15 protein-coding genes are annotated in these 21,576 nt (G+C 51.0%); 10 read left to right on the top strand and 5 right to left on the bottom strand.

Annotation, left to right across the window (positions count from 1 at the left end; translation table 11 throughout):
• The first annotated feature begins 135 nt into the window (after nt 1–135).
• Complete coding sequence (locus ABXT40_RS08455) at nt 136–798, top strand: alpha/beta hydrolase (protein ID WP_443645179.1); 663 nt, start codon at nt 136–138, stop codon at nt 796–798.
• 73 nt (nt 799–871) lie between these two features.
• Complete coding sequence (gene tyrS, locus ABXT40_RS08460) at nt 872–2,116, top strand: tyrosine--tRNA ligase (protein WP_443645180.1); 1,245 nt, start codon at nt 872–874, stop codon at nt 2,114–2,116.
• A 47-nt stretch (nt 2,117–2,163) separates the two neighbouring features.
• Here the strand turns inward: tyrS and ABXT40_RS08465 are convergent, their stop codons facing one another.
• Entirely contained in the window at nt 2,164–5,871 is a 3,708-nt protein-coding gene (locus ABXT40_RS08465; protein ID WP_443645181.1) for a YhdP family protein, read from the bottom strand.
• A gap of 161 nt (nt 5,872–6,032) precedes the next feature.
• Here ABXT40_RS08465 and ABXT40_RS08470 point away from each other — a divergent pair, with 161 nt between their 5' ends.
• Both ABXT40_RS08470 and ABXT40_RS08475 read left to right on the top strand, forming a co-directional pair.
• Nucleotides 6,033–6,491, top strand: a complete 459-nt coding sequence (locus ABXT40_RS08470; RefSeq protein WP_443645182.1) for a peroxiredoxin — start codon at nt 6,033–6,035, stop codon at nt 6,489–6,491.
• Between the two features lie 2 nt (nt 6,492–6,493).
• Entirely contained in the window at nt 6,494–7,342 is an 849-nt protein-coding gene (locus ABXT40_RS08475; protein WP_443645183.1) for a ferritin-like domain-containing protein, read from the top strand.
• Here ABXT40_RS08475 and prfB read toward each other — a convergent pair.
• The 3 genes from prfB to ABXT40_RS08490 all read right to left on the bottom strand — a co-directional run bounded on the left by prfB (nt 7,339) and on the right by ABXT40_RS08490 (nt 12,469).
• On the bottom strand, nt 7,339–8,445 hold the full coding sequence (gene prfB / locus ABXT40_RS08480) for a peptide chain release factor 2 (RefSeq protein WP_443645184.1): 1,107 nt from the start codon (nt 8,443–8,445) through the stop codon (nt 7,339–7,341). The two genes, ABXT40_RS08475 and prfB, sit on opposite strands and share 4 nt — an antisense overlap.
• Nucleotides 8,446–8,551: 106 nt before the next feature.
• On the bottom strand, nt 8,552–10,987 hold the full coding sequence (locus ABXT40_RS08485) for a penicillin-binding protein 1A (protein WP_443645185.1): 2,436 nt from the start codon (nt 10,985–10,987) through the stop codon (nt 8,552–8,554).
• 138 nt (nt 10,988–11,125) lie between these two features.
• Entirely contained in the window at nt 11,126–12,469 is a 1,344-nt protein-coding gene (locus tag ABXT40_RS08490; protein WP_443645186.1) for an N-acetylmuramoyl-L-alanine amidase, read from the bottom strand.
• Nucleotides 12,470–13,035: 566 nt separating this feature from the next.
• Here ABXT40_RS08490 and ABXT40_RS08495 point away from each other — a divergent pair.
• Nucleotides 13,036–15,639: an Rne/Rng family ribonuclease gene (locus ABXT40_RS08495; RefSeq protein ID WP_443645187.1), complete on the top strand. Its 2,604-nt coding sequence runs from the start codon at nt 13,036–13,038 to the stop codon at nt 15,637–15,639.
• A gap of 55 nt (nt 15,640–15,694) precedes the next feature.
• Here the strand turns inward: ABXT40_RS08495 and ABXT40_RS08500 are convergent, their stop codons facing one another.
• Nucleotides 15,695–16,858, bottom strand: a complete 1,164-nt coding sequence (locus ABXT40_RS08500) for a pyridoxal phosphate-dependent aminotransferase (RefSeq protein WP_443645188.1) — start codon at nt 16,856–16,858, stop codon at nt 15,695–15,697.
• Between the two features lie 144 nt (nt 16,859–17,002).
• Between ABXT40_RS08500 and ABXT40_RS08505 the strand changes: the two genes are divergently transcribed.
• The 5 genes from ABXT40_RS08505 (at nt 17,003) to accC (ending at nt 21,575) form a co-directional block, all read left to right on the top strand.
• The gene (locus ABXT40_RS08505; protein WP_443645189.1) at nt 17,003–18,334 is read left to right on the top strand and encodes a M48 family metalloprotease; all 1,332 of its coding nucleotides are present in this window, start codon (nt 17,003–17,005) and stop codon (nt 18,332–18,334) included.
• Between the two features lie 163 nt (nt 18,335–18,497).
• Entirely contained in the window at nt 18,498–19,223 is a 726-nt protein-coding gene (locus ABXT40_RS08510; RefSeq protein WP_443645190.1) for a DsbA family protein, read from the top strand.
• A gap of 55 nt (nt 19,224–19,278) precedes the next feature.
• Nucleotides 19,279–19,716, top strand: a complete 438-nt coding sequence (gene aroQ / locus ABXT40_RS08515) for a type II 3-dehydroquinate dehydratase (protein WP_443645191.1) — start codon at nt 19,279–19,281, stop codon at nt 19,714–19,716.
• A gap of 6 nt (nt 19,717–19,722) precedes the next feature.
• Entirely contained in the window at nt 19,723–20,226 is a 504-nt protein-coding gene (gene accB / locus ABXT40_RS08520; protein ID WP_443645192.1) for an acetyl-CoA carboxylase biotin carboxyl carrier protein, read from the top strand.
• Between the two features lie 5 nt (nt 20,227–20,231).
• Nucleotides 20,232–21,575: an acetyl-CoA carboxylase biotin carboxylase subunit gene (gene accC, locus ABXT40_RS08525; protein ID WP_443645193.1), complete on the top strand. Its 1,344-nt coding sequence runs from the start codon at nt 20,232–20,234 to the stop codon at nt 21,573–21,575.
• The last annotated feature ends 1 nt before the right edge of the window (nt 21,576 follow it).

The raw sequence follows: 21,576 nt of genomic DNA on the forward strand, positions 1-21,576 counted from the left end.
CAAACAGATTTAGACCGGTTTGTTACCAGCAAATCACACATTCGCGCGCATCAGGTGTGAAAGCTCGCTTGGCGTGTCCTACATATTACGATATAAGCCCTGATTACGATAGTGCAAGATGAATGGAAAAAACTGATGCCCGAGGTTATCATAAACGGCCCCGACGGACGATTGGAATGCCGCTACATGCCAAGCGAGGTGCCTGACGCACCGACAGCGCTAATTCTGCACCCAGAGCCTGATAAGGGCGGCACGATGAATAACCGTGTCACCTATGCGCTTTATAAGCATTTCCAAGCGCGCGGCTTTGCCGTGCTTCGGTTCAATTTTCGAGGTGTTGGCCGCAGTCAGGGCGAATATGACAATGGCGAAGGTGAATTGTCAGATGCGGCAACCGCAATGGACTGGCTGCAGGCGCAAAACCCTGCATCACGCCAATGCTGGATTGCCGGATTTTCTTTTGGCGCATGGATTGGCATGCAACTGATGATGCGTCGCCCAGAAATTCGCGGTTTTATTTCGGTAACTCCGCCAGCATTGACCCATGATTTTTCATTTCTGGCACCATGTCCGGCGTCTGGATTGATTGTGCATGGTGAACAGGATGAGCAAGTGCCACCCGATGCGATTCACAAGCTGGTTGATCGTCTTTCAATTCAAAAGGGCGTTACAATCGATATTGATATCGTTCCCGGTGCCAATCATTTCTTTACCGATCATCTTGACCCGATGATCGAACGCGTTGGCACCTATCTTGATACCGCATTGACCGAGCCGGATTTTGATCCGCTGGCCTAGGCTGAAACATCAACCGCTAACGCGCCGCTGCATCGGTGCGCTGGCTTTGACATTTTGACAATCTGGATTGAAGATGAATTATAAATCGAACCTAATCCAACAATTTAGCGAGCGTGGCTATATTCATCAGGCCACCGATATTGACGCGCTTGACGCGCTAGCGGCCGATCATACGATCCCGACCTATATCGGTTTTGATTGTACTGCTGACAGCCTTCATGTTGGCTCGCTTGTGCAAATCATGATGCTTCGCATTTTGCAGCGATGCGGCCATAAACCAATCGTTTTGATGGGTGGCGGCACAACCAAGGTTGGCGACCCATCGGGCAAGGATACCGCCCGCCCGCTATTGTCGGATCAGGATATCGAATTTAACAAAAACGGCATCAAAAGCGTTTTTGAAAAATATCTGACTTTTGGTGATGGCCCATCTGATGCTTTGATGGTTGATAATGCCGATTGGCTCGACAGCCTTCACTATATCCGGTTCCTGCGCGATTACGGACCACATTTCTCGATCAATCGCATGATGGGCATGGAATCGGTGAAATTGCGGCTTGAGCGTGAACAGCTCTTATCCTTTCTTGAATTCAACTATGCCATTTTACAAGCCTATGATTTTCTGGAATTGCGCCGCCGCTATGGCTGCCAATTGCAGATGGGTGGATCAGACCAATGGGGCAATATTGTCACCGGCATTGATTTAACCCGCCGCGTTGATGGTCAGGAAATCTATGGTCTGACATCGCCGCTGATCACCACATCATCGGGTGCAAAAATGGGCAAATCGGCCAATGGTGCGATCTGGCTGAATGATGCGAAATTATCCAGTTTTGATTTCTGGCAGTTTTGGCGTAACACCGAAGATTCAGACGTTGCGCGTTTTCTTGGCCTATTTACCGAATTGCCAATGGACAAGGTTCGCAAATTAGGCGCGCTTGAAGGCGCCGAGATCAACCAAGCCAAAATCATCCTTGCTGATGAGGCAACGCGGCTTTGCCACGGCATTGACGCTGCCAAAAAGGCCAAAGCGACCGCGCAAACCACCTTTGGCGATAAAGGCATGAGTGATGGCCTTCATCAAGTGACGATCAATTCAGCTGACGCTGCCAGCCTAAGCGTTATCGCGGCTTTGAACATGGTCGGCTTTGCCAAATCGAATGGCGAGGCAAGACGCTTAATCCGCGGCGGCGGGGCAAAGGTAAATGACAACCCCATCACCGATGAAGACGCCATGATCAGCCTTGCTGATTTCCAAGATGGTAAGCTGAAAATGTCGGCTGGCAAAAAACGGCACGCGCTCATTATTTTATCATAGATCAACGGTCCGAGATTAGCGGTAAATCGCGCCGCTTTTCCGGCGGCCTATTGCGTTGGTGCTGGCGCGGTTTCGCCATCGCCAAACAGGCGTTTTTCTTCTCGACCTAACCAGTTCGGCGAAAATAGATCACGCAACAGGCCAGGGGCAATTGATGACACTGGATTGACCGCTGTTTTCATTTCATCCGATGTGCCAGTCACGGTGAATTGGCTAACAAAGACGCCGCTCTTATCCATGCCTGCGATAAAATCACCCAGCAGAGGCACTTTGCCAAGAAGCTTGCTGATCTGATTCACCGGCACCAAATTACCACTCACATCCACCTTTTTAGTGGCACGATCATACACCCCAAGCATGGTGACGCCAACAGCCTCACCGCTGGCTTTCATGCTGACGATCTTTACCTTTGGGCCGCGCGTTTCTAAAACCGCCTCACCGCGCCGAAAAGCGGTGCCATCACCCTCGACAAGCGAATAGAGACCCGCAAGGCTAAGCACCGAAAACGCCCGCAAGGCTTTTGGCGCTTCGACAATCCTGAATTTTGCCAATTCGATTTTGGTGTCAAAAGATTTGAATTTATTATCTTTGAAAATATTCGTCAGACGCAATTGGCCACCACGAACCGTATCTGTCACTTTCAATCCAGATAATACTCGGCCGGCATTTTTGGACTCGATCACCAATTTGGGATCAGTCTTTGTTTTTGCATCAAAGCTCAGATTGACTTCACCGCCACCAATCAGGCCAGTGCCGGTAATCCTGTCGCCATTTAACCCAAACCCCATCTCAAGATTGGCTTCGGTAATCAATGGCGTTCCATCAACAAGCATGGTTCCCAGAAATTTGGCTTTGCCCATGCCGTCACTTGCGCGATTGCCCGATAACTGACCCGACAGGGAAATTTCGTTATCAACAACAATTTGATCAGCGGTAAAATCAAATATCAGTGTTTCACCACCACTGACCCCTTCATTACGACGGAGCGGCACAAGATTTACCAGCCTTGCTGTTGCGCCAACCTTCCATGATGATTCAGCATTGCGCTCGATGATCAAATCTCGAATATCATTTCCCGGCCACGCAACACGCTCGAAAAAGGCGGCCTGAATTTTGGCCGTTGTGTCAAAGGCGATTTGGCCTTGGGCTGACAAGCTGCCAGCAGCCACATGGATATTTTGCAATGACGCCACTTCACCTTTGCGAAGCAGGATGGTCATTGTTGCGCGGCCGTCCTCGGCTGGTAATTTTGCCCAGTTCAATTTCGGCACATTGATTGACGCGCTGCCAAGATCGACCGTCATACCGATCTTGGCTTCGCCCATTGACGGGTCGCCGGAATAGACAATTATACCGCCAATTGATCCAGCGATATCAAGGTTAAATATCTTGGCAACCGCCGAGGCAAGCAAGGCCGAAGGCGGTGTTTGACCAACCAGTTCGACATGGTGTTTTTGGTGATCAATTTCGAGGCTGAATTCGCTTGGCGCGCCATAGACAGTCGCCGTGCCGGTAATCTGGCTATTGTCGGCGGATATATTCATCACAAGTTCGGCATCATCAACATTCATCTGGTTTGGCAGATTGCGGAACGAACCATTGCTGATTGTGGCATCAAGTTTCTGGATACGATTGGCTAATGAAGCCGATTTACCAAGCGGCAAAGCAGCTTCAAGGCTAAATTCGACTTCACCATCAGCTTTGATTTTGCTTAAATCAAAGCTGCCATATTGTGACAAGCCAGCTTCGCGCGCTAAATCCATCGCCGTACCAACTGCACCTTTGGCATTCAGTGAAATCACCGCGTTTTTCTGGATATCTTCAAGCACTGGCTCAATGACAATCCGGCCACGCTGCACGGCAATATCGTCAATACGTCCTGTTAGAAAGCTGGCGGTAAACGCATCATTATCCCAATAAAGATCAGCATCAATATCGGTGATAGCTGTTGCGCCTTTGGCCCAGATTAGCTTGGCGTTGCGCAATTTAAGATCGCCTTCAACATCATAGAGTTTTCGTACGCCTTTGGCCGCGCCAAGATCAGCCGCAAATGATAATTTTGACTCATGAACCCGCCCGGCCGGAATATTTTCTGCAACCCATGCGGCTGTTTCAGGCGCGGCCCATTGCGGCCATAACGCTGAAAATAATACCGCATCCATATCCGGCACATTCAAATCTAGCTGTAAATCTCTAAGCGTCCAACCATTGCCAATTTCAGCGCGGCCACCAAGATTAAACTTTCCAGCTCTTCCCATATCGAATGCCAGATTTTCCAAGGTCGCCACATCGCCGCGAAGCATTGATTTTAATTGTCCAGATGCCAAGTCAACCGACCGTTCATAACCGTCCAGCAGCATTGACCCATCGGTCATTTCAAGATCGACAAGAACATCCTGAATTTGCCCACCTTTGCCAACATTCATGCCCAAAGCGCCGCCAATTGTTGCAACAAGACGTTTATATTGACCGCTGGCAAAATTTGCCCGAACACCGGCAAACCGGCTTTCAAGAGCAAGTCTCGACAATGTCAAAGCGCTGGTTTCAGATTGAAAGTCACCTTGAAATTCAGCTTTGACAGATTTGAACAGGCCACCGCTAAAGCGTTGCCGCAAAGTCTGTTTCAAATCAGCCGCCACCGGATCAGGCCAGCCATCCAGCAATGACTGAATCGGCAGGTTATTGGCCTCGATCATGCCCTTTACATTGGCAGATGGGGCATGGAACTGGGTCACCACGCCATCGAAAGATAATCGCCGCTGATCGGCAAAATTCAATGCCGCTTTGCTAACCATTAAACTGTCGCTTGGTCGGCTGTAGGAAAACACCAGATCAGCCGTTTCAAAAGCCGCATCGCGGCCAATACCCGGAATGCCAAGCATGCCATCAACCAGTGCAACATCGGCATTCAGCTTGGTCAATAAATCGTCTTTCATCTCAAGGCCAATATGCCCCGATAAAACGCCGATCTGGCGCAAAGCGGCAGGAAGCTGGTCAATATAACCGCTTATATCGGCTGTCTTCAGATCAGACGCGCTCATATCAAACGCAAAAGATTCGCTTCTGGGCCAGCCATCAAATGACAGGGTGAAACTGCCCGCAGCCACATCATCGCTTGCCAGCCGTCGCGCCCGCAGGCTGGCAGCAACAGCGCCATCATCACCCGAGGTCACATCAATATTGATATCGGCGAAAACCAGCTTTGGCAAAGCGCCAGTTTCATGCGAAAGCGACAGACGATCAGTTTCAATCGCAATCGATTTCACCCCGCCAAGGCGGTTTTGACTGGCACCCAATCTTGGTTTGCCGGCTTCAAGCTGGCTTGATTGTTTGGCCAGCTGATCGAGAAAAATAATGGCTGGCGAACCGGACCAGCCTGACGCGTTCTTCACCAGATCAAGCTTGATCCCACGCAGCAAAATCGTTTCTGGTCGGCCGTCAAACAGACTTGTCAGACCAAAGCCGATTTCGACATCTGGCAGGTCGATTTGATCACGCTCAAGATTAATAACGATATTTTTCGCGGCAAGCTGAAGCGGGTGGCGCGATAACGCAAAATTAAGCCGGGCATCGCCAACCGAGGCCGAGCCAGTGCCAACCATACGCGACAATTCGGTCTCAAGAAGACGGCGAAGGCCACCAGCTTGGTTCACATAAACATAACCAGCCCCGAAAATCATCGTTGCCAGCAACAAGACAGTGATCACAAAAGTCTTGAAAATGCCTATGGCGGTGAAATATCGATCAGCAAACACGCCGCATCCTCTATCGCTTTAAATCTTGCTTTTGTTTACCATGCTCAACACTAGCTGTCTTGCGATCTGGCAGAAAAATATTATCTATCATCGATAAGACCTCAAACAACAAACAAAGCGCGCTGTCATTTCAGCGCCAGTGCAAATGATTAGGACATTTTATGCTTGCGATTGGTGATTATGCCCCCATCTTGTCGATTCCAACCGATACCGGCATGTTTTCATTAGCCGAACAAGGTGGCAAAAAAGTGGTCGTGTTCTTCTTTCCGCGTGCCGACACCCCCAGCTGCACCAAAGAGGCCGAACAATTTTCTGCCCTTCACGATGAATTTACCGCGCAAAATACCGTGGTGATTGGTGTTTCCAAAGACAAAACAGCCAAACAGGCAAAATTTCGCGCCAAATATGGCCTGACCTGTCTTTTGGGCGCCGATCACGAAACCAGCTTTTGCGAAGAATTTGGCGTTTGGGTTGAAAAATCAATGTATGGCAAAACATATATGGGCATTCAGCGCGCCAGTTTTATCATCGACAGTGATGGCAAGATCGCCGCCATATGGCCAAAGGTAAAGGTTGCTGGTCATGCGGCCGATGTTCTGGAGAGATTGAAAGCGCTTTAATCATGCCAGACATATCAAACAAAACGCTTAGCGGCGCGATATGTGACGTGCTTTGCATTTCGGATGCGCGCCAAAAAGCCACGGCAACGCGCCATCTTGTTTCCGCGTGGAAAGATGCCACGCTTATGCTTGGCAACCAGCCGCCGCCAGATCGGCCGGGTCGGCCTGACCGCCCATTATTGCGCCCCCCGCGTGAAGTGCCGCGGCGGCGGATCACCCAATCGGCCCCGGGCCGGATCGCGCTTCTTCACGCCATTGCCCATATCGAATTAAATGCGGTTGATCTGGCACTGGATATGGCCAGCCGCTTCACCAAAACTCAGCTTCCGGTGGATTTTTATCATGACTGGCTTGGCGTTGCCGATGACGAGGCACGGCATTTTCTGATGTTAAGTGACCGGCTTGCCGATTTAGACGCGGCTTATGGCGATTTGCCAGCGCATGACGGCCTCTGGCAGGCCGCTGATGCCACCAAGCATGATCTTTTGGCGCGGCTGGCAATTGCACCGCTTGTGCTTGAGGCGCGCGGGCTTGATGTGACGCCAACCATGATCGACCGGTTAAAATCGGTTGGTGATGAAGAAACGGCAAATGCGCTTGGCATCATCATGACCGATGAAATTACGCATGTATCAGTTGGAAAACGCTGGTTCGACTATATGTGCGGCATGGATCGCCTTGATCCGGTCAGCACATGGCACAGCCTTGTTAAACGTTATTTTCACGGCGATTTAAAACCGCCATTTAATATTGCTGCCCGCAACGCTGCGCGTTTTTCAGCAGCGTTTTATGGCCCGCTTGCCACAAGAGAAGATTTGGTGGCGTCACCCAAAAAAAGGCCTAACGCCTAACGTTGATTACCAACACGCGCGGCAAGGCTGGCCTCGATGAAATCATCAAGATCGCCGTCAAGAACGCCCTGCGCATTGCCCTTTTCAACATTGGTTCGCAAATCCTTTACCATCTGATAAGGGTGCAGAACATAAGACCGGATCTGGTTTCCCCAGCCAATATCGGTTTTGCTTGACGCAGCATCATTCGCCGCATCCTCACGGCGTTGCAGTTCCAATTCGTAAAGACGGGCTTTTAGCATGTTGAAGGCGGTTGCCCGATTGCGATGCTGCGACCGGTCATTCTGACATTGAACAACAATATTTGTCGGCAAATGGGTAATGCGGATGGCAGAGTCGGTTTTATTGACATGCTGGCCACCGGCACCCGATGCGCGGTAAGTGTCAATCCGCAAATCCTTATCTTCGATTTCAATTTCAATATTATCATCAACAACCGGATAGACCCAAACACTGGCAAAGCTTGTATGGCGACGCGCCGAGCTATCAAAAGGTGAGATCCGAACCAAACGGTGAACGCCTGATTCAGTTTTCATCCAACCATAGGCATTTTCACCTTCAATCCGCATCGTGACCGATTTTATACCAGCTTCTTCGCCCGCGCTTTCTTCGATGATTTGCAATTTGAAACCGCGCGCCTCGCTCCACCGGCTATACATGCGCATCAGCATCAAGGCCCAATCCTGCGCCTCGGTTCCACCAGCACCAGCATGAACTTCAATAAAACAGTCATTCGCATCAGCCTCCCCCGATAGCAGGCTTTCAAGCTGGCGTTTTTCGGCAATTGCCACAAGTTTGGTCAATGACGCTTCAGCATCATCAATAATTTCGTCATCCCCTTCGGCCGTACCAAGCTCAAGCAACTCGATCGCATCACCCATTTCCAATTGAAGCGCATCAATAACCGCCAATTGACGTTCAAGACGGTTTTTTTCACGCATGGTTTCTTGCGCGCTGGCTTGATCATTCCAGAAGTCACCATCAGAAATCACGATTTCAAGGCTGGCAAGCTGCGCCTTGGCATCATCATAACTGACATGTTTGCAAAGCAGATCGATTGCCGTTTTGATAATGTCAATTTTTGCTATGGTTTCGGCCTGCATGGTATCGGAATCCAGCCTGCAATAAGGGAAGTAAGTGACGCTTGTACTTAACGCGCCCGGGGGTATTGTGGCAAGCCTCAATTCTTATCTGGCGGCAAGATAGCGCCTAGTAAAGCCCCTGTGTCGCCAATGTTCCGCCTGGTGTTGTCGCCTGACCATCCATGCCCGGGGCAACATCAATCAACACCCCACCCGGCCGCTGTCCGGGTTTGAAAATCTCCAGAATAGCCTGCGGGTCTTTTGGCAAAACACGTTCGCCCGTTTCGGCATGAACCGGAATGACCTGAATATCATTTGGTCGCCGGAACGGAATCACCGGTTTGTCAATTTGCGACCGCATCAGAAAATCGCCAAAAATCGGTACCGCCACTGTTGAACCGGTTTCACGTTTGCCAAGCGGACGCGGCCGGTCATAACCGATAAAAACGCCAATCGCCAGATCAGGTGTAAAGCCGATAAACCAACCATTTGTATTATCATTGGTGGTTCCAGTCTTGCCACCGACAACCAGATCCAGATCATTGATCGACCGGCCGGTACCACGTTTAATGACACCTTCTAACATTGACACCATCTGAAAAGCCGATGCCGGATCAGTTAGCTGTTCACGCGTATCGGGCAATGTTGGAATTGGTTGATTTGACCAGCCATCTGGCACCACGCAGGAACCACAGTCACGCGCATCATGGCGATAAATGGTTTTGCCATGGCGGTCTTGAATCCGGTCAATCAGGCTTGGGGTGATTTTCCGCCCGCCATTCACAAGCATGCCATAGGCAGATGTCAGCCGAAGCAGGGTCGTTTCGCCAGCGCCAAGCGACATTGATAAAAATGGCGGCAAATTATCGTTCAAGCCAAAGCGTTTTGCATAGTTCTGAACCCGTTCCATGCCAATTGTCATCGCCAAGCGCGCGGTCATCAAATTTCGTGATTTTTCGATACCAACCCGCATGATTGATGGGCCATAGAAACGTTTGGTATAGTTTGCCGGTTTCCATTTCGGTTTGCCCGGCCCCTGATCCACCACCAAGGGCGCATCAAGAATGCGCGTTGTCGGGCTATAGCCAGCATCAAGCGCCGCAAGATAAACAAAAGGTTTAAAGGCTGATCCGGGCTGGCGCACCGCTTGAACGGCACGGTTAAATTCTGATTCAGCGTAATTGTAGCCGCCACTCATCGCCAATAAACGGCCAGTATGCGGATCAAGCGCAACAATCGCCCCTTCAACATCGGGGCGTTGTCCCAATGCAAAATGATTTGGCGCGGGTTCAAAACCATTACGGATCAAATCTGGCGTAAAGCCGGGCGGTTGGACAATGACAATATGATCTTTGGACAAGGCTTTGCGCAAATCACGCAAGGGTGGTGGTCTAATGCCATCATCACGGCGTGGCGGATAGGCCCAAAAAGCAAGCTCAAACGGGATAATCGCATTGCGGCCATTCACATAGATTTCAGCACTTCGCGTCCCAACCTTTGTGACCAGCGCGGCAAAATGGTTCGCGCGTAACTTTGCCGTTTGCGCGGCAAGCACCTTGTCAATATCGGCCCCTTGCGGCATGACACCAAGCGGGCCACGCCAGCCTTGCCGTCGATCCAATGCTTCTAACCCATGTTCAAGCGCATTATCGGCAATTTGCTGCAAATGGGGATCAAGCGTTGTGCGAACCGATAAACCACCATCATAGAGTGATGTTTCACCAAAGCGGCTAATAAGCTGGCGACGCACTTCTTCGGTAAAGTAAGGCGCTTCGGCAGCGTCAAATCCGCTTTGTCCGATCATCCGCAGCGGCACCGCCTTTGCCGCATCAGCTTCATTTTGCGAGATATAGCCGTTTTGCTGCATTTCATCCAAAACCCAGTTGCGCCGGATGGTTGCCACGCGAAGATTGCGAACCGGATGATAGTTATTTGGCGCTTTTGGCAGCGCAGCAAGATAGGCAATTTCCGGCAATTCCAATTGCCCAAGCGATTTATCAAAATAATTCAACGCTGCCGCCGCAACGCCGTAACTGCCACGCCCAAGATAAATTTCGTTCAGATAAAGCGCCAAAATCTGGTCTTTGCTAAAAGCGCGTTCCATCCGAAGCGACAGGATTGCTTCTTTGATTTTGCGTTCAATCGAAACTTCATTCGTAAGCAGGAAATTCTTGGTAACCTGCTGGGTGATGGTCGAGGCACCAACCGGTCGTCGGCCTTTTCCATAATTGACGATATTAGTCACAATTGCCCGCGCCAAGGCGCGCAAATCAATGCCAAAATGATTGTAAAATTCTTTGTCTTCAGCCGAAATAAAAGCGTGGATCAGTCGTGGTGGGATGGCCTCAACCGGCACAAAAAGCCGCTTTTCACTGGCATATTCGGCCAGCAACGCCCCGTTGCCAGCGTGAATGCGGGTTACAACAGGTGGTTCATAATTGGCAAGCTGTTGATAATCAGGAAGATCTTTTCCATAGGTCCAGAAAACCCAAAGAATGCCAGCGCCAGCAAGCATGCACATCAGGAAAACAAAGGATAATGTAATCGAGATAAATCTTAACATGATTTTGATAATATAGCCGAAATTGGGCGCAGATATGGCAATTTAGACCTTTTCTTCATTTTGACACTCGTCTTTTGAAAGGGCAACAGCCGTTTTTTCACGGTTTTGCTGCCATATCGATCATAAGGCCGCCAGCCTTTATATTTTGGGGCCATATTCATTCAGGTAAACAAGAATGGCCTTTGCCAGCCGTTTTGACAAATCCTGCCGGTAAGATTGCTTATTCAAATTCGCCTCGTCTTGCCGGTTTGACAAAAAGCCCATTTCGACAAGCACCGATGGCATATCAGGCGCCTTCAAAACAGCAAAACCGGCAAACCGATGCCCGCGCTTATTCCCCCCTGGCAAATCGCGAATCTGTTGCAAGATTGCCGCAGCAAACCGCGCCGATTGGTTCATTGACTCACGTTGGAACATCCGCACCAGTGCCCCCGCTGCCTCGGGATCTTCGGCGGATAAATCCGGCCCACCAATTAGATCGGCGCTATTTTCCTGACGCGCCAAAGCGGCCGCTTCTTTGTCCGAGGCTTTGTCTGACAGGCTAAAAACCGAAATGCCCCGCGCCGATGATCTTGGCGCCGAATCAGCATGAAGCGATATGAACAAATCGGCCTGATTTTGCCGCGCCAGCCGAATGCGCTGGCGAAGCCGCAAAAACCGGTCGTCATCACGCGCCAGAATCGGGGTTATCTTGCCCGTGGCGCGCAATTGGCTTGCCAGTTCACGCGCCGCCGCCAAGGTGATGTTTTTTTCCGCCGTTCCCGCTTTGCCAAGCGCGCCCGGATCTTTGCCACCATGCCCAGCATCAATAAAGACAACCCATTTTCGCGGCCGCGGCTTTGGCACGGCAAGTGCCGCCGTAGCTGGCTTATTTGCATGACGCGCCGGTTTCGATTTTGGCAATGGCATGGTCAACGGTTTGACCGTTTTCACGCGATCAGCATCTTTCACCATCGCGCGATCAGGAACAGCATCGCCTAGATCAATGTTTGGGGTTTTTTCTAGCGCTGAGGATGCCACCAGAAACGCCGTTTTACCGCGATCAAGAAGATCAATCACAAAACGGTTGCCGCCCCCTGCCGGCGGAAGAGCAAAGACCCGCACGGGCGCTGCCGGTTTTTCAAGCTCGATCACCAACCGGCCGATGTCCGGCTTTGGGTTTCCAAAACGATAGGCCGAACCGGGGGCAACTTGCAAATTGCCGCGCCGTGCCAGCTTGTCGACATTCCAGCTGGTGTTGGGCATATCAATCACCAAACGATAAGGTGTCTGTAACAACAAAAGCTTGGCTTTTAGCGGGGCTTTGGTTTCGATCACAAGCCGCAAACCGGTGCGGTTATCAATTTGCACCGCACCAACCCGCATTCCGGTGACGGCATTTTCGGCAAAAGCCTGACCTGTTGCTGCCAGCACCAAGACCATTGCCAGAAACAGGATAGAGCGGCCAATTGCGGCGAGCATTGCCTTAACAGTTATCATCATCGATATTTTAACCAAATCTGGCCTTCTTTGCTATCGCCGATCACGATCACCGAAACCTAGCCCATGCCTCGCTCGCGACAAAGATAAATCATGCTAATTATCAAAACGGCATTACTTTGTTGGCAAAAAAGCTTTAGCAGGTATATAAGGGAATTAAGTTCGAGGTAAAAGTTTGGTTTTTCTGACATGAGTGGCGCCAATGCGCCAACAGCAGAAAGCAAACAAACCGAAATTTTACCGCCGAACTGCAATTGAATTACTCACCTGATGGTGTTTATCTCGACGATCTTTGTTATGCCGTAATTATGAATGATCCTCATTATCGTGCCATGTCACTGACCGCCAGCGAGCTTTATCATCAGGACACACAACACGATTTGAAACCACCGGACTAATCTAAATGAATCAGCCAAACCGATCACATTACAAAAGCAGCCATTATGGCCACCGCTTTATGGTCGGTACTGAGCGTGGATTTGGTCTGAATTCACAACACCTGCCATGCCTGATTAACACACTGTCTGAATTTGACAGCCGAACAAGGTTGGCCGGGGAAAGACAAGTACATGACAAAACGCCTATTAATCGATGCACGCCAGGCCGAAGAAACCCGGGTGCTACTGCTAAGCGGAACACGCATTGAAGATTTTGACTATGAAACAGAAAACCGGAAACAACTAAAAGGAAATGTCTATCTGGCACGGGTCACACGCGTTGAACCGTCTTTGCAGGCAGCTTTTGTTGAATATGGCGGAAACCGTCAGGGCTTTCTGGCTTTTAGTGAAATCCACCCCGATTACTACCGCATCCCAATTGAAGACCGTGAAGCCCTGGTTGAGGCAGATAGTGTCGAGGGCGATGGTGACAGTGATGCAACTGGTTCTGATGGCGCGCCTGAAACCATTGGTGGCGAAGAGGCGGATGAAGAAGATATCCGCCCAAAACGTCAGGTAAAACGCTATAAAATCCAAGAAGTGATTTCGCGCAAACAAATCATGCTTGTGCAGGTCGTCAAAGAAGAGCGAGGTAATAAAGGCGCGGCTTTGACAACTTATCTTTCACTTGCCGGACGCTATTGCGTATTGATGCCAAATAATAATCGTGGCGGCGGCGTTAGCCGGAAAATCACTAATATTGCTGATCGTAAGCGGCTGAAAACAGTCGTTGGTGGTTTGGATATCCAAGCCGGAATGGCCGTGATCGTTCGCACCGCCGGTGCCAAACGCACCAAAACCGAAATTTCGCGTGATTTTACCTATCTGTCAAAATTATGGGATGATATCCGCGCGCGCACGCTTGAATCACAAGCCCCCTGCCTGATCCATGAAGAAGGCGATTTGATCAAACGGTCAATTCGTGATCTCTACACAAGCGAAGTTGACGAAGTGCTTGTAGAAGGCGAAGAGGCCTATAAGATTGCCCGCAACCAGATGAAGATGCTGATCCCAAGCCATCTGAAAAAGGTTCAGAAATATGAAGGCACACATCCGATTTTCCAGCACTTCAATGTTGAGAATCAGATGGAAACCATCCACAGCCCGCAGGTGACGTTAAAATCTGGCGGTTATCTGGTAATCAATCAAACCGAAGCGCTTGTCGCCATTGACGTGAATTCAGGCAAATCAACGCGCGAACGCGACATCGAAGAAACCGCGCTGAAAACCAACCTTGAAGCCGCCGAAGAATTAGGACGCCAGCTTCGGCTTCGTGATCTGTCGGGTCTTATTGTTGTCGATTTCATTGATATGGAAGAAAGCCGCAATCAACATGCGGTTGAACGCAGGATGAAAGATGCAATGCGCAATGACCGCGCACGGATTCAAATCGGTTCGATTAGCCATTTTGGTCTTCTTGAAATGTCGCGCCAGCGGCTGCGGCTAAGCATCAATGAATCAATTAGCAATCTTTGCCCGCATTGTGAAGGCACGGGTCGCGTTCGGTCGATTGACACCGCCGCCCTGCAATTGCTGCGGTCAATCGAAGAAGAAGCGCAAAAAGGCAAAATGGATGAATTGCATATCACCGCCCATCGCGATGTGGTGCTGTTTATCTTGAACCATAAACGAAACGCAATTGCCGAGATTGAAGCGCGATTTGGCCTTATGGTTATTTTGCTGTCTGATGACAGTCTGATCGCCCCGGAATATAAGGTTGATCGTGTTGGCTGGCAGGGCAAAGCCCAAGCCAAACAACAATCGCGCCAGGCGCAGCAGCCACGCCATGCCAATAATAATGCCAAACCGGATACAGGCCATTCGGATCAAGATGAGGCAGCTGAAACGGAAGCCAATGCAGCACCACTGCCGGAAAATGACGAAACCGGCAGTGAAGATGGTGGTACAAAACGGCGGCGGCGCGGACGTCGCGGCGGTCGGCGTCGGCGTCGGCGCAATGGTGAAGACGGCCAAACTGGTGACAATCAGACTGGTGACAATCAGGCAGCATCAGCGCCAAATGGTGAAGATCAAGCTGCTGCCAGCAGCACCGACACCGCAACCGATGCCTTTGCGGCGAATGACGACGCGGCACTAAAGGCCAAAACCGGCCGCGGTCGAGGTCGAGGACGCCGTGTTGCCAAGGCCGATCCAGCCGCAGCGGATAATGTCGCAAAAGATAGTGCCCCAAAAGATAGTGCAACTGACGATAATAAAGCACCAGAAGCAGCGGCCGAACCGGCCAGCGATGGTTCGGTAAATACCGCCGCAGCAGACGGTAATGGCGATGCGGTGGCGGCTCCAAAAAAGCCGGCACGAAGACGCAAAAAACCAGCAAACGCCGCAAAAGCAGATGAGGCTAAAGCCGAAGATAGCAAAGCTGAAGCCCCTGCCAAACTCGAAGACAGCAAAGCTGAAGCTGATAGCGGTGCTGAAAAGCCTGCTAAAAAACCTGCCCGCGCACGCAAGCCAAAAGCCAAAGCCGATGCTGGTGACAAGCCAGAACAAGATGCGGCCACAGCCAAACCAGCAGCGAAAAAACCGGCACGAAAAGTGGCAAAAAAAGCACCGGCAAAAGCCGCTGATGCAAATAACGCCGAAGCCAGCGCCAATAATGAGGCACCTAACAACGCGCCAGCAGCACGCGAAGCGATCAGTTCAACCCCGCAAGATGTTGTCGAAATTGGCAGCAGCGCGCCAAAATCACGGCGCAGCGGATGGTGGTCACGAAGTTAGGCAATCATGGCCTTTGTGAATGAAATGACAGCTGGCGGCCGGTTTTAACTGGCCGCTAGCGACCCTGACCGGCAAGCCAATCATTTAGGCGTTGAACCGCCTTTTTCATATCTTGGGTGCTGCCTGCATAGGATAGCCGCATATGTGACGGCCCATCGACAGCATCGAAATCAACACCCGGCGTCATCGCAACGCCGGTATCGGTCAAAATGCGATCGGCAAAAGCAATCGAGTCATTGGTCAAAGCGCTAACATCTGCATAGAGATAAAAAGCCCCATCTGACGGCGCGTAATTGCCCAGAAATTCAGCTGGCAAGCCACGATAAAGAAGGTCACGATTTTCTTCATAGCGCGGGATATGCGCATCAAGTTCATCATAACAATCAAAGGCGGCAACAGCACCAAGCTGGTTAATCGTTGCCGCTGAAATATACATATTCTGCGCCAACATTTCTGCGGTTGGCACCAAATCTTCGGGAAGCACCATCCAACCAAGACGCCAGCCAGTCATGCAGAAATATTTCGAAAAAGAATTGATGATAATGGCATTGTCAGTACAGGCAAGCGCGCTCTTGGATCGTTTGCCAAAGGTCAGGCCATGATAGATTTCATCCATGATCAGGCGCACACCATGCTTGTCACACCAGCGGCAGACGTCTTCAAGCTCGTCATCGCGCATCACAACGCCGGTTGGATTTGCCGGACTTGCCAGCAACAACCCATCGGGAATATTGTCGGTTGCAACCAATGATTCGAGATCGGGCATCCAGTTTTGCGCGGCACGGGCGGGCAGCAATTGCGGCTTGATCCCAAGCGCCAGCATCAGATTGAAATAGGCTGGATATCCAGGCGTGGCGATGGCAATACGATCGCCCTTGTCAAAGGCCGATAAAAAGGCAATCGCAAAGCCAATTGATGATCCCGGCGTGACAGCGATCCGTTGCCAATCCAATGGCAGTTGATACCAATCTTGATAATGCTGTCCAATCCGTTGCCGCAATTCAGGCAATCCCAAACCAACCGAATAGCCATGCGACGCAACATGTTTCAAGGACGCTTGCAATGCGTTAGAGACGGCGGCAGGTGGTGGCGTTGATGGCTGTCCGACCTCAAGATGAACAAGGTCACCGCCGGCGGCCTGCATCTCTTTTGCACGTTTCATTACCTGCATGGCAAGAAAGGCAGGGATTTCGCTTGCTCGACTAACTTTTAAGGCCATTGTTCATTCCAGTGAATTCATGCCATGATCAGATCAATATGGCAGGGGGATTGTGTTTGCATAGCCTGCAACCAGACGCTACGGGGACTTGGCTATAGCAGAGCCGTCTTAAACACGCCATAAATTTGTCGGAAAAATTATTCCATGAGATATTCATTTTTACAAAAGCTGGCTTTGATATTGCTGTTTTCGATTACCATTGCCCAATCGGCATTGGCCGGATTGATCAGAGATACCGAGTTGGAAACCGGCCTGCAAACCTTGGCAGCGCCATTGATGCGCGCTGCCGGCTATGCGCCGGACGCAATCAGCATCAGGATCATTATCGACAGCAGCTATAATGCTTTTGTGGCTGGCGAGCGCGTTATCTATATCCATTCGGGCCTTTTGCTCAACGCCCAATCAGCCGAAGAAATTTTGGGTGTGATCGCACATGAGCTTGGCCATTTAAAAGCCGGTCATGTGCCGCGCCGTGATGAGGCCTTGCGCGATGCCGGTACAGCAGGCACCCTTGCCGCGATTGCCGCGATTGCGCTTGCTGCTGGCGGGGCACCAAGTGATGCGGCTGTCGGGGTTATGGTTGGCGGTACCGATCAGGCCAAGCGCAAGATGCTTCGCTCATTCCGCTATGATGAAGCTGTTGCTGACGAATTGGGGCTTGATTATCTAGACAAGGCTGGCATAAGCTCGGCTGGTCTCGAACAGATGATGCGGCGCATGGCAGCGCAACGCGCCCTTCACGAAAGCCGGCAAAGCCAATATTATCAAACGCATCCCAATTCAGCCCAGCGCCTTGCCGTCTATCAAGATCATGCGCGTCAGGACGGTCATAAATCAACCCTACTTTCAGTCGATGACACAAACTTGATGAACCGGCTTGTGGCCAAGCTTCGCGCCTATAGTGAACCAGCGCAAAGCGTTTTACGGCAAACTGCCAAAACAGATAGCGCCGATGCGATCTACAGCCAAGCGATTGCGCAATATCGGCGCGGCGATTTGGCGGCAGCAATCACCTTGATGGATCAACTATCCGCGGCGCATCCTACCGATCCATTCTATCATGAATTTCGCGGCGATATCTTGCTGTCGATGGCCAAGGCTGAGGCGGCAGCGGCAGCCTATGAAACAGCACTGATATTCCGACCAGACAGCCCACAAATTCTGGTCAATCTTGGACGGGCACTGATTGCGACAAATGACAAAAAGCGTCTTTCACGCGCGATCGAAGCGATTTCAGCGGCACAAAAAACCGAACCAAAATGGGCTTTTATCCGCCGGCAATTGGCAATTGCCTATGGACGAAATGGCGATATTGCGGCGGCTGATCTAGCGCTTGCCGAAGAAGCGATTTTGCTTGGCGATGACCAACAGGCGGTACGAATGGCCAAACGGGTTTTGGCTAATAACAAGCTGAAAGATGATCTTCGCAACCGCGCCAATGACATTCTGTTCCGCTTTGGCAAGCTCGCGCCGTGATGGCTTTGCAATAGCGTCATTAATCCGTTATAAGATGAGGCTAGTGAAGGGTGTTTTTGCCGGATTATTCGTCTCTAGCGGCGGTTTGCCCGGAATGAAAAGGGTCTCAAAACCAGAGGGCCCCCAAAATCAAAAGAATCCGAAAATCAAAAGGATAATGTGAATGTCACGTTTTTTTGCCTCTATGATTGCATTGCCTTTGATGTTGATTGGCCTCGCCACAACACCGGTACCGGCTGATATGGATCAAAAAGACCGCGCCGAAATGCAGCAGGTGATCGAACAATATATCAAGACCAATCCCGAAGTGCTTCGCGATGCGTTGGTATCTTTGGCCGCACGCGAAGAAGCCGAGCGTGTGCAAGCGGGCATCATGCTGGTTCGCAATGATGATGGCGATCCGGTTATGGGCAACCCAAATGGTGGCCTGACTGTCTATGAATTTTCCGACTATAATTGCGGCTATTGCAAACGCATGTTTGCCCCGATCATGCAAATGCTTGCGGCAAATGGCGATGTTCGTATGGTGATCAAGGAATTTCCAATCCTTAGCCAATCATCTGTTACCGCTGCCAAGGCCGGAATTGCCGCCCAGAAACAGGGAAAATTCAAATCATTCCACACTGAAATGATGACCTATCGTGGGCCGGTTAATGACGCCTCGATCATGCAAGCGGCGGGTGCGGCAGGTCTTGATCTTGACCAATTAAAGCAAGATATGGACAGCCCCGAAACAGCAGCTATTATCACGCGGACACGAAGCGCGGCAGCGGCCTTGAATATCAATGGCACGCCGGGTCTTGTGATTGGCGATACGGTGATCCCCGGTGCGATTGGCATGGAGGAATTGCAAACTGTAATTGATAAGGAGCGCACCAAACAGGGCTAGGCTGTTTGCATGGCTCGCGAAGTGAGTGTACTGTAACCGAACGATGGCAAAATCAATGAATATTCTTATTATGAACGGCCCAAATCTCAACATGCTTGGCATGCGTGAGACCGATATCTATGGCCATGAAACGCTTGGCGATATTGAGGCGAAATGCCGTCAATTAGCCGCCGGACATGATATGGAACTGGATTGGTTCCAATCAAATTTGGAAGGTGAATTGATCGAAAAAATTCAGCTAGCTGTAGGCAAGGCGGATTGGATCATCATCAATGCTGCTGGACTGACCCACACCTCCGTCGTGCTTCGAGACGCACTGTCCCTATTTCCGGGCGGGGTCATCGAAGTGCATATTTCAAATGTTCATAGCCGTGAATCTTTCCGGCACATATCGCTAATTTCAGCGATTGCCAAAGGCGTCATTGCCGGTTTTGGCGCATCATCCTATTACATGGCCATTAACGCCATTCCCAATCTGCATTCGGAGACATAAATCAAAATGGCAACGACACCAAAAAAATCAGCGGCAAAAACCGCCGCCGCAAGCAATGAGGCCAGTTTTGTAAAAGAACTTGCCGATATCCTTGATCAGGCAGGGCTTGCCGAGCTTGAATATGAAACCGAAGCTGTTGCGATACGGTTATCACGTGTTACCACTGCCGCGCCCGTTGCCGCTGCCGCGCCGGTTGCTGCTGCGCCTGTTGCCGCCGCCGCGCCTGCTGCCATTGCCGAGCCTGTGGCAGAACTGCCGGCAAATCCAGCCGATCACCCGGGCGCCGTCAAATCGCCAATGGTTGGCACGGTCTATACAGCCCCTGAACCTGATGCGCCTGCCTTTATCACCGAAGGCGCAACCGTTACCGCCGGTCAAACCCTGTTCATTGTCGAAGCGATGAAGGTGATGAACCCTATTACCGCGCCAAAGGCTGGTACGGTTGTGAAAATTTTCGTGCAAAACGCCCAGCCAATCGAATTTGGCGAAGCGCTTGTGATTGTAGAATAGTCGCCATGTTCAAAAAAATCCTGATAACCAACCGTGGTGATGTTGCCTTGCGGGTGCTTCGTGCCTGTAAAGAGCTGGACATTCCATCGGTGGTGGTTCATTCGACCGCTGATGCCGATTCAATGCCGGTTCGCCTCGCCGATGAGTCGGTTTGTATTGGCCCGCCAAGCAGCGCTGAATCCTATCTGAATATCCCAGCTATTTTGTCAGCAGTTGCCATCACGGGTGCCGATGCGGTGCATCCGGGTGTTGGTTTCCTGTCTGAAAATGCCGATTTTGCCGAAATTGTTGCCGCTCATGGATTGACCTTTATCGGCCCTGAGCCGCGCCATATTCGCGCAATGGGTGACAAGGTCGAGGCCAAGATCACCGCCGCCAACGCCGGCCTGCCACTTGTTCCGGGCTCACCCGGTGCCGTTCACACTCTTGTCGAGGCGCAACGTATTGGCAAGGATGTCGGCTATCCGCTTTTGGTCAAGGCCGCTTCGGGTGGCGGGGGACGCGGCATGAAAGTGGCCGAAACCGCTGATCACCTTGGCGAGGCCTTTTCGGCTGCACGCGCCGAAGCCAAAGCCGCCTTTGGTGATGATACGGTTTATCTCGAGCGTTATCTTGGCCAGCCGCGCCATATCGAAGTGCAGGTGATTGCCGACTCGCATGGCCATGTTGTTCATCTTGGCGAACGCGAATGTTCGGTTCAGCGCCGTCACCAGAAACTATTTGAAGAAGCCCCATCGCCAGCCCTTTCCGCCGAACAGCGCGCGCGCATCGGGGGCATTGCCGCCGAAGCCACCCGCAAGATGGGATATCTTGGCGTTGGCACGATGGAATTTCTTTATGAAGATGGCGAATTTTTCTTTATCGAAATGAATACCCGCCTTCAGGTCGAACATCCAATCACCGAAGAAATCACTGGCGTTGATCTGGTGCGCGAACAAATTCGTATTGCAGCTGGCATGCCGCTGTCATTTACCCAAGACGATGTGACCTTTATCGGCCATGCGATTGAATGCCGTATCAATGCCGAACATCCCGAAACCTTTATGCCAACACCCGGCAAAGTGACCGCCTTTCACGCCGCTGGCGGGCCAGGTGTTCGCGTTGAATCCTGTCTTTATTCGGGCTATTCGGTGCCGCCCTATTATGACAGCTTGATCGCCAAGCTGATCATTCATGGTGATGATCGGGATCATTGTCTGGCACGGTTGCGGCGGGCGCTGCAGGAATTTATTGTTGAGCCTATTCCGACAACGCTGGCGCTTCATAAACGCCTTGTCGATGCCGATGCAATCAAAGATGGCAGCTATAATATCCGCTGGCTTGAAGAAGTGTTTTTGAAAGAGAACTAGG

This window comes from Candidatus Ponderosibacter sp. Uisw_141_02, assembly GCF_048087665.1.
Taxonomy (GTDB): domain Bacteria; phylum Pseudomonadota; class Alphaproteobacteria; order Puniceispirillales; family Puniceispirillaceae; genus UBA3439.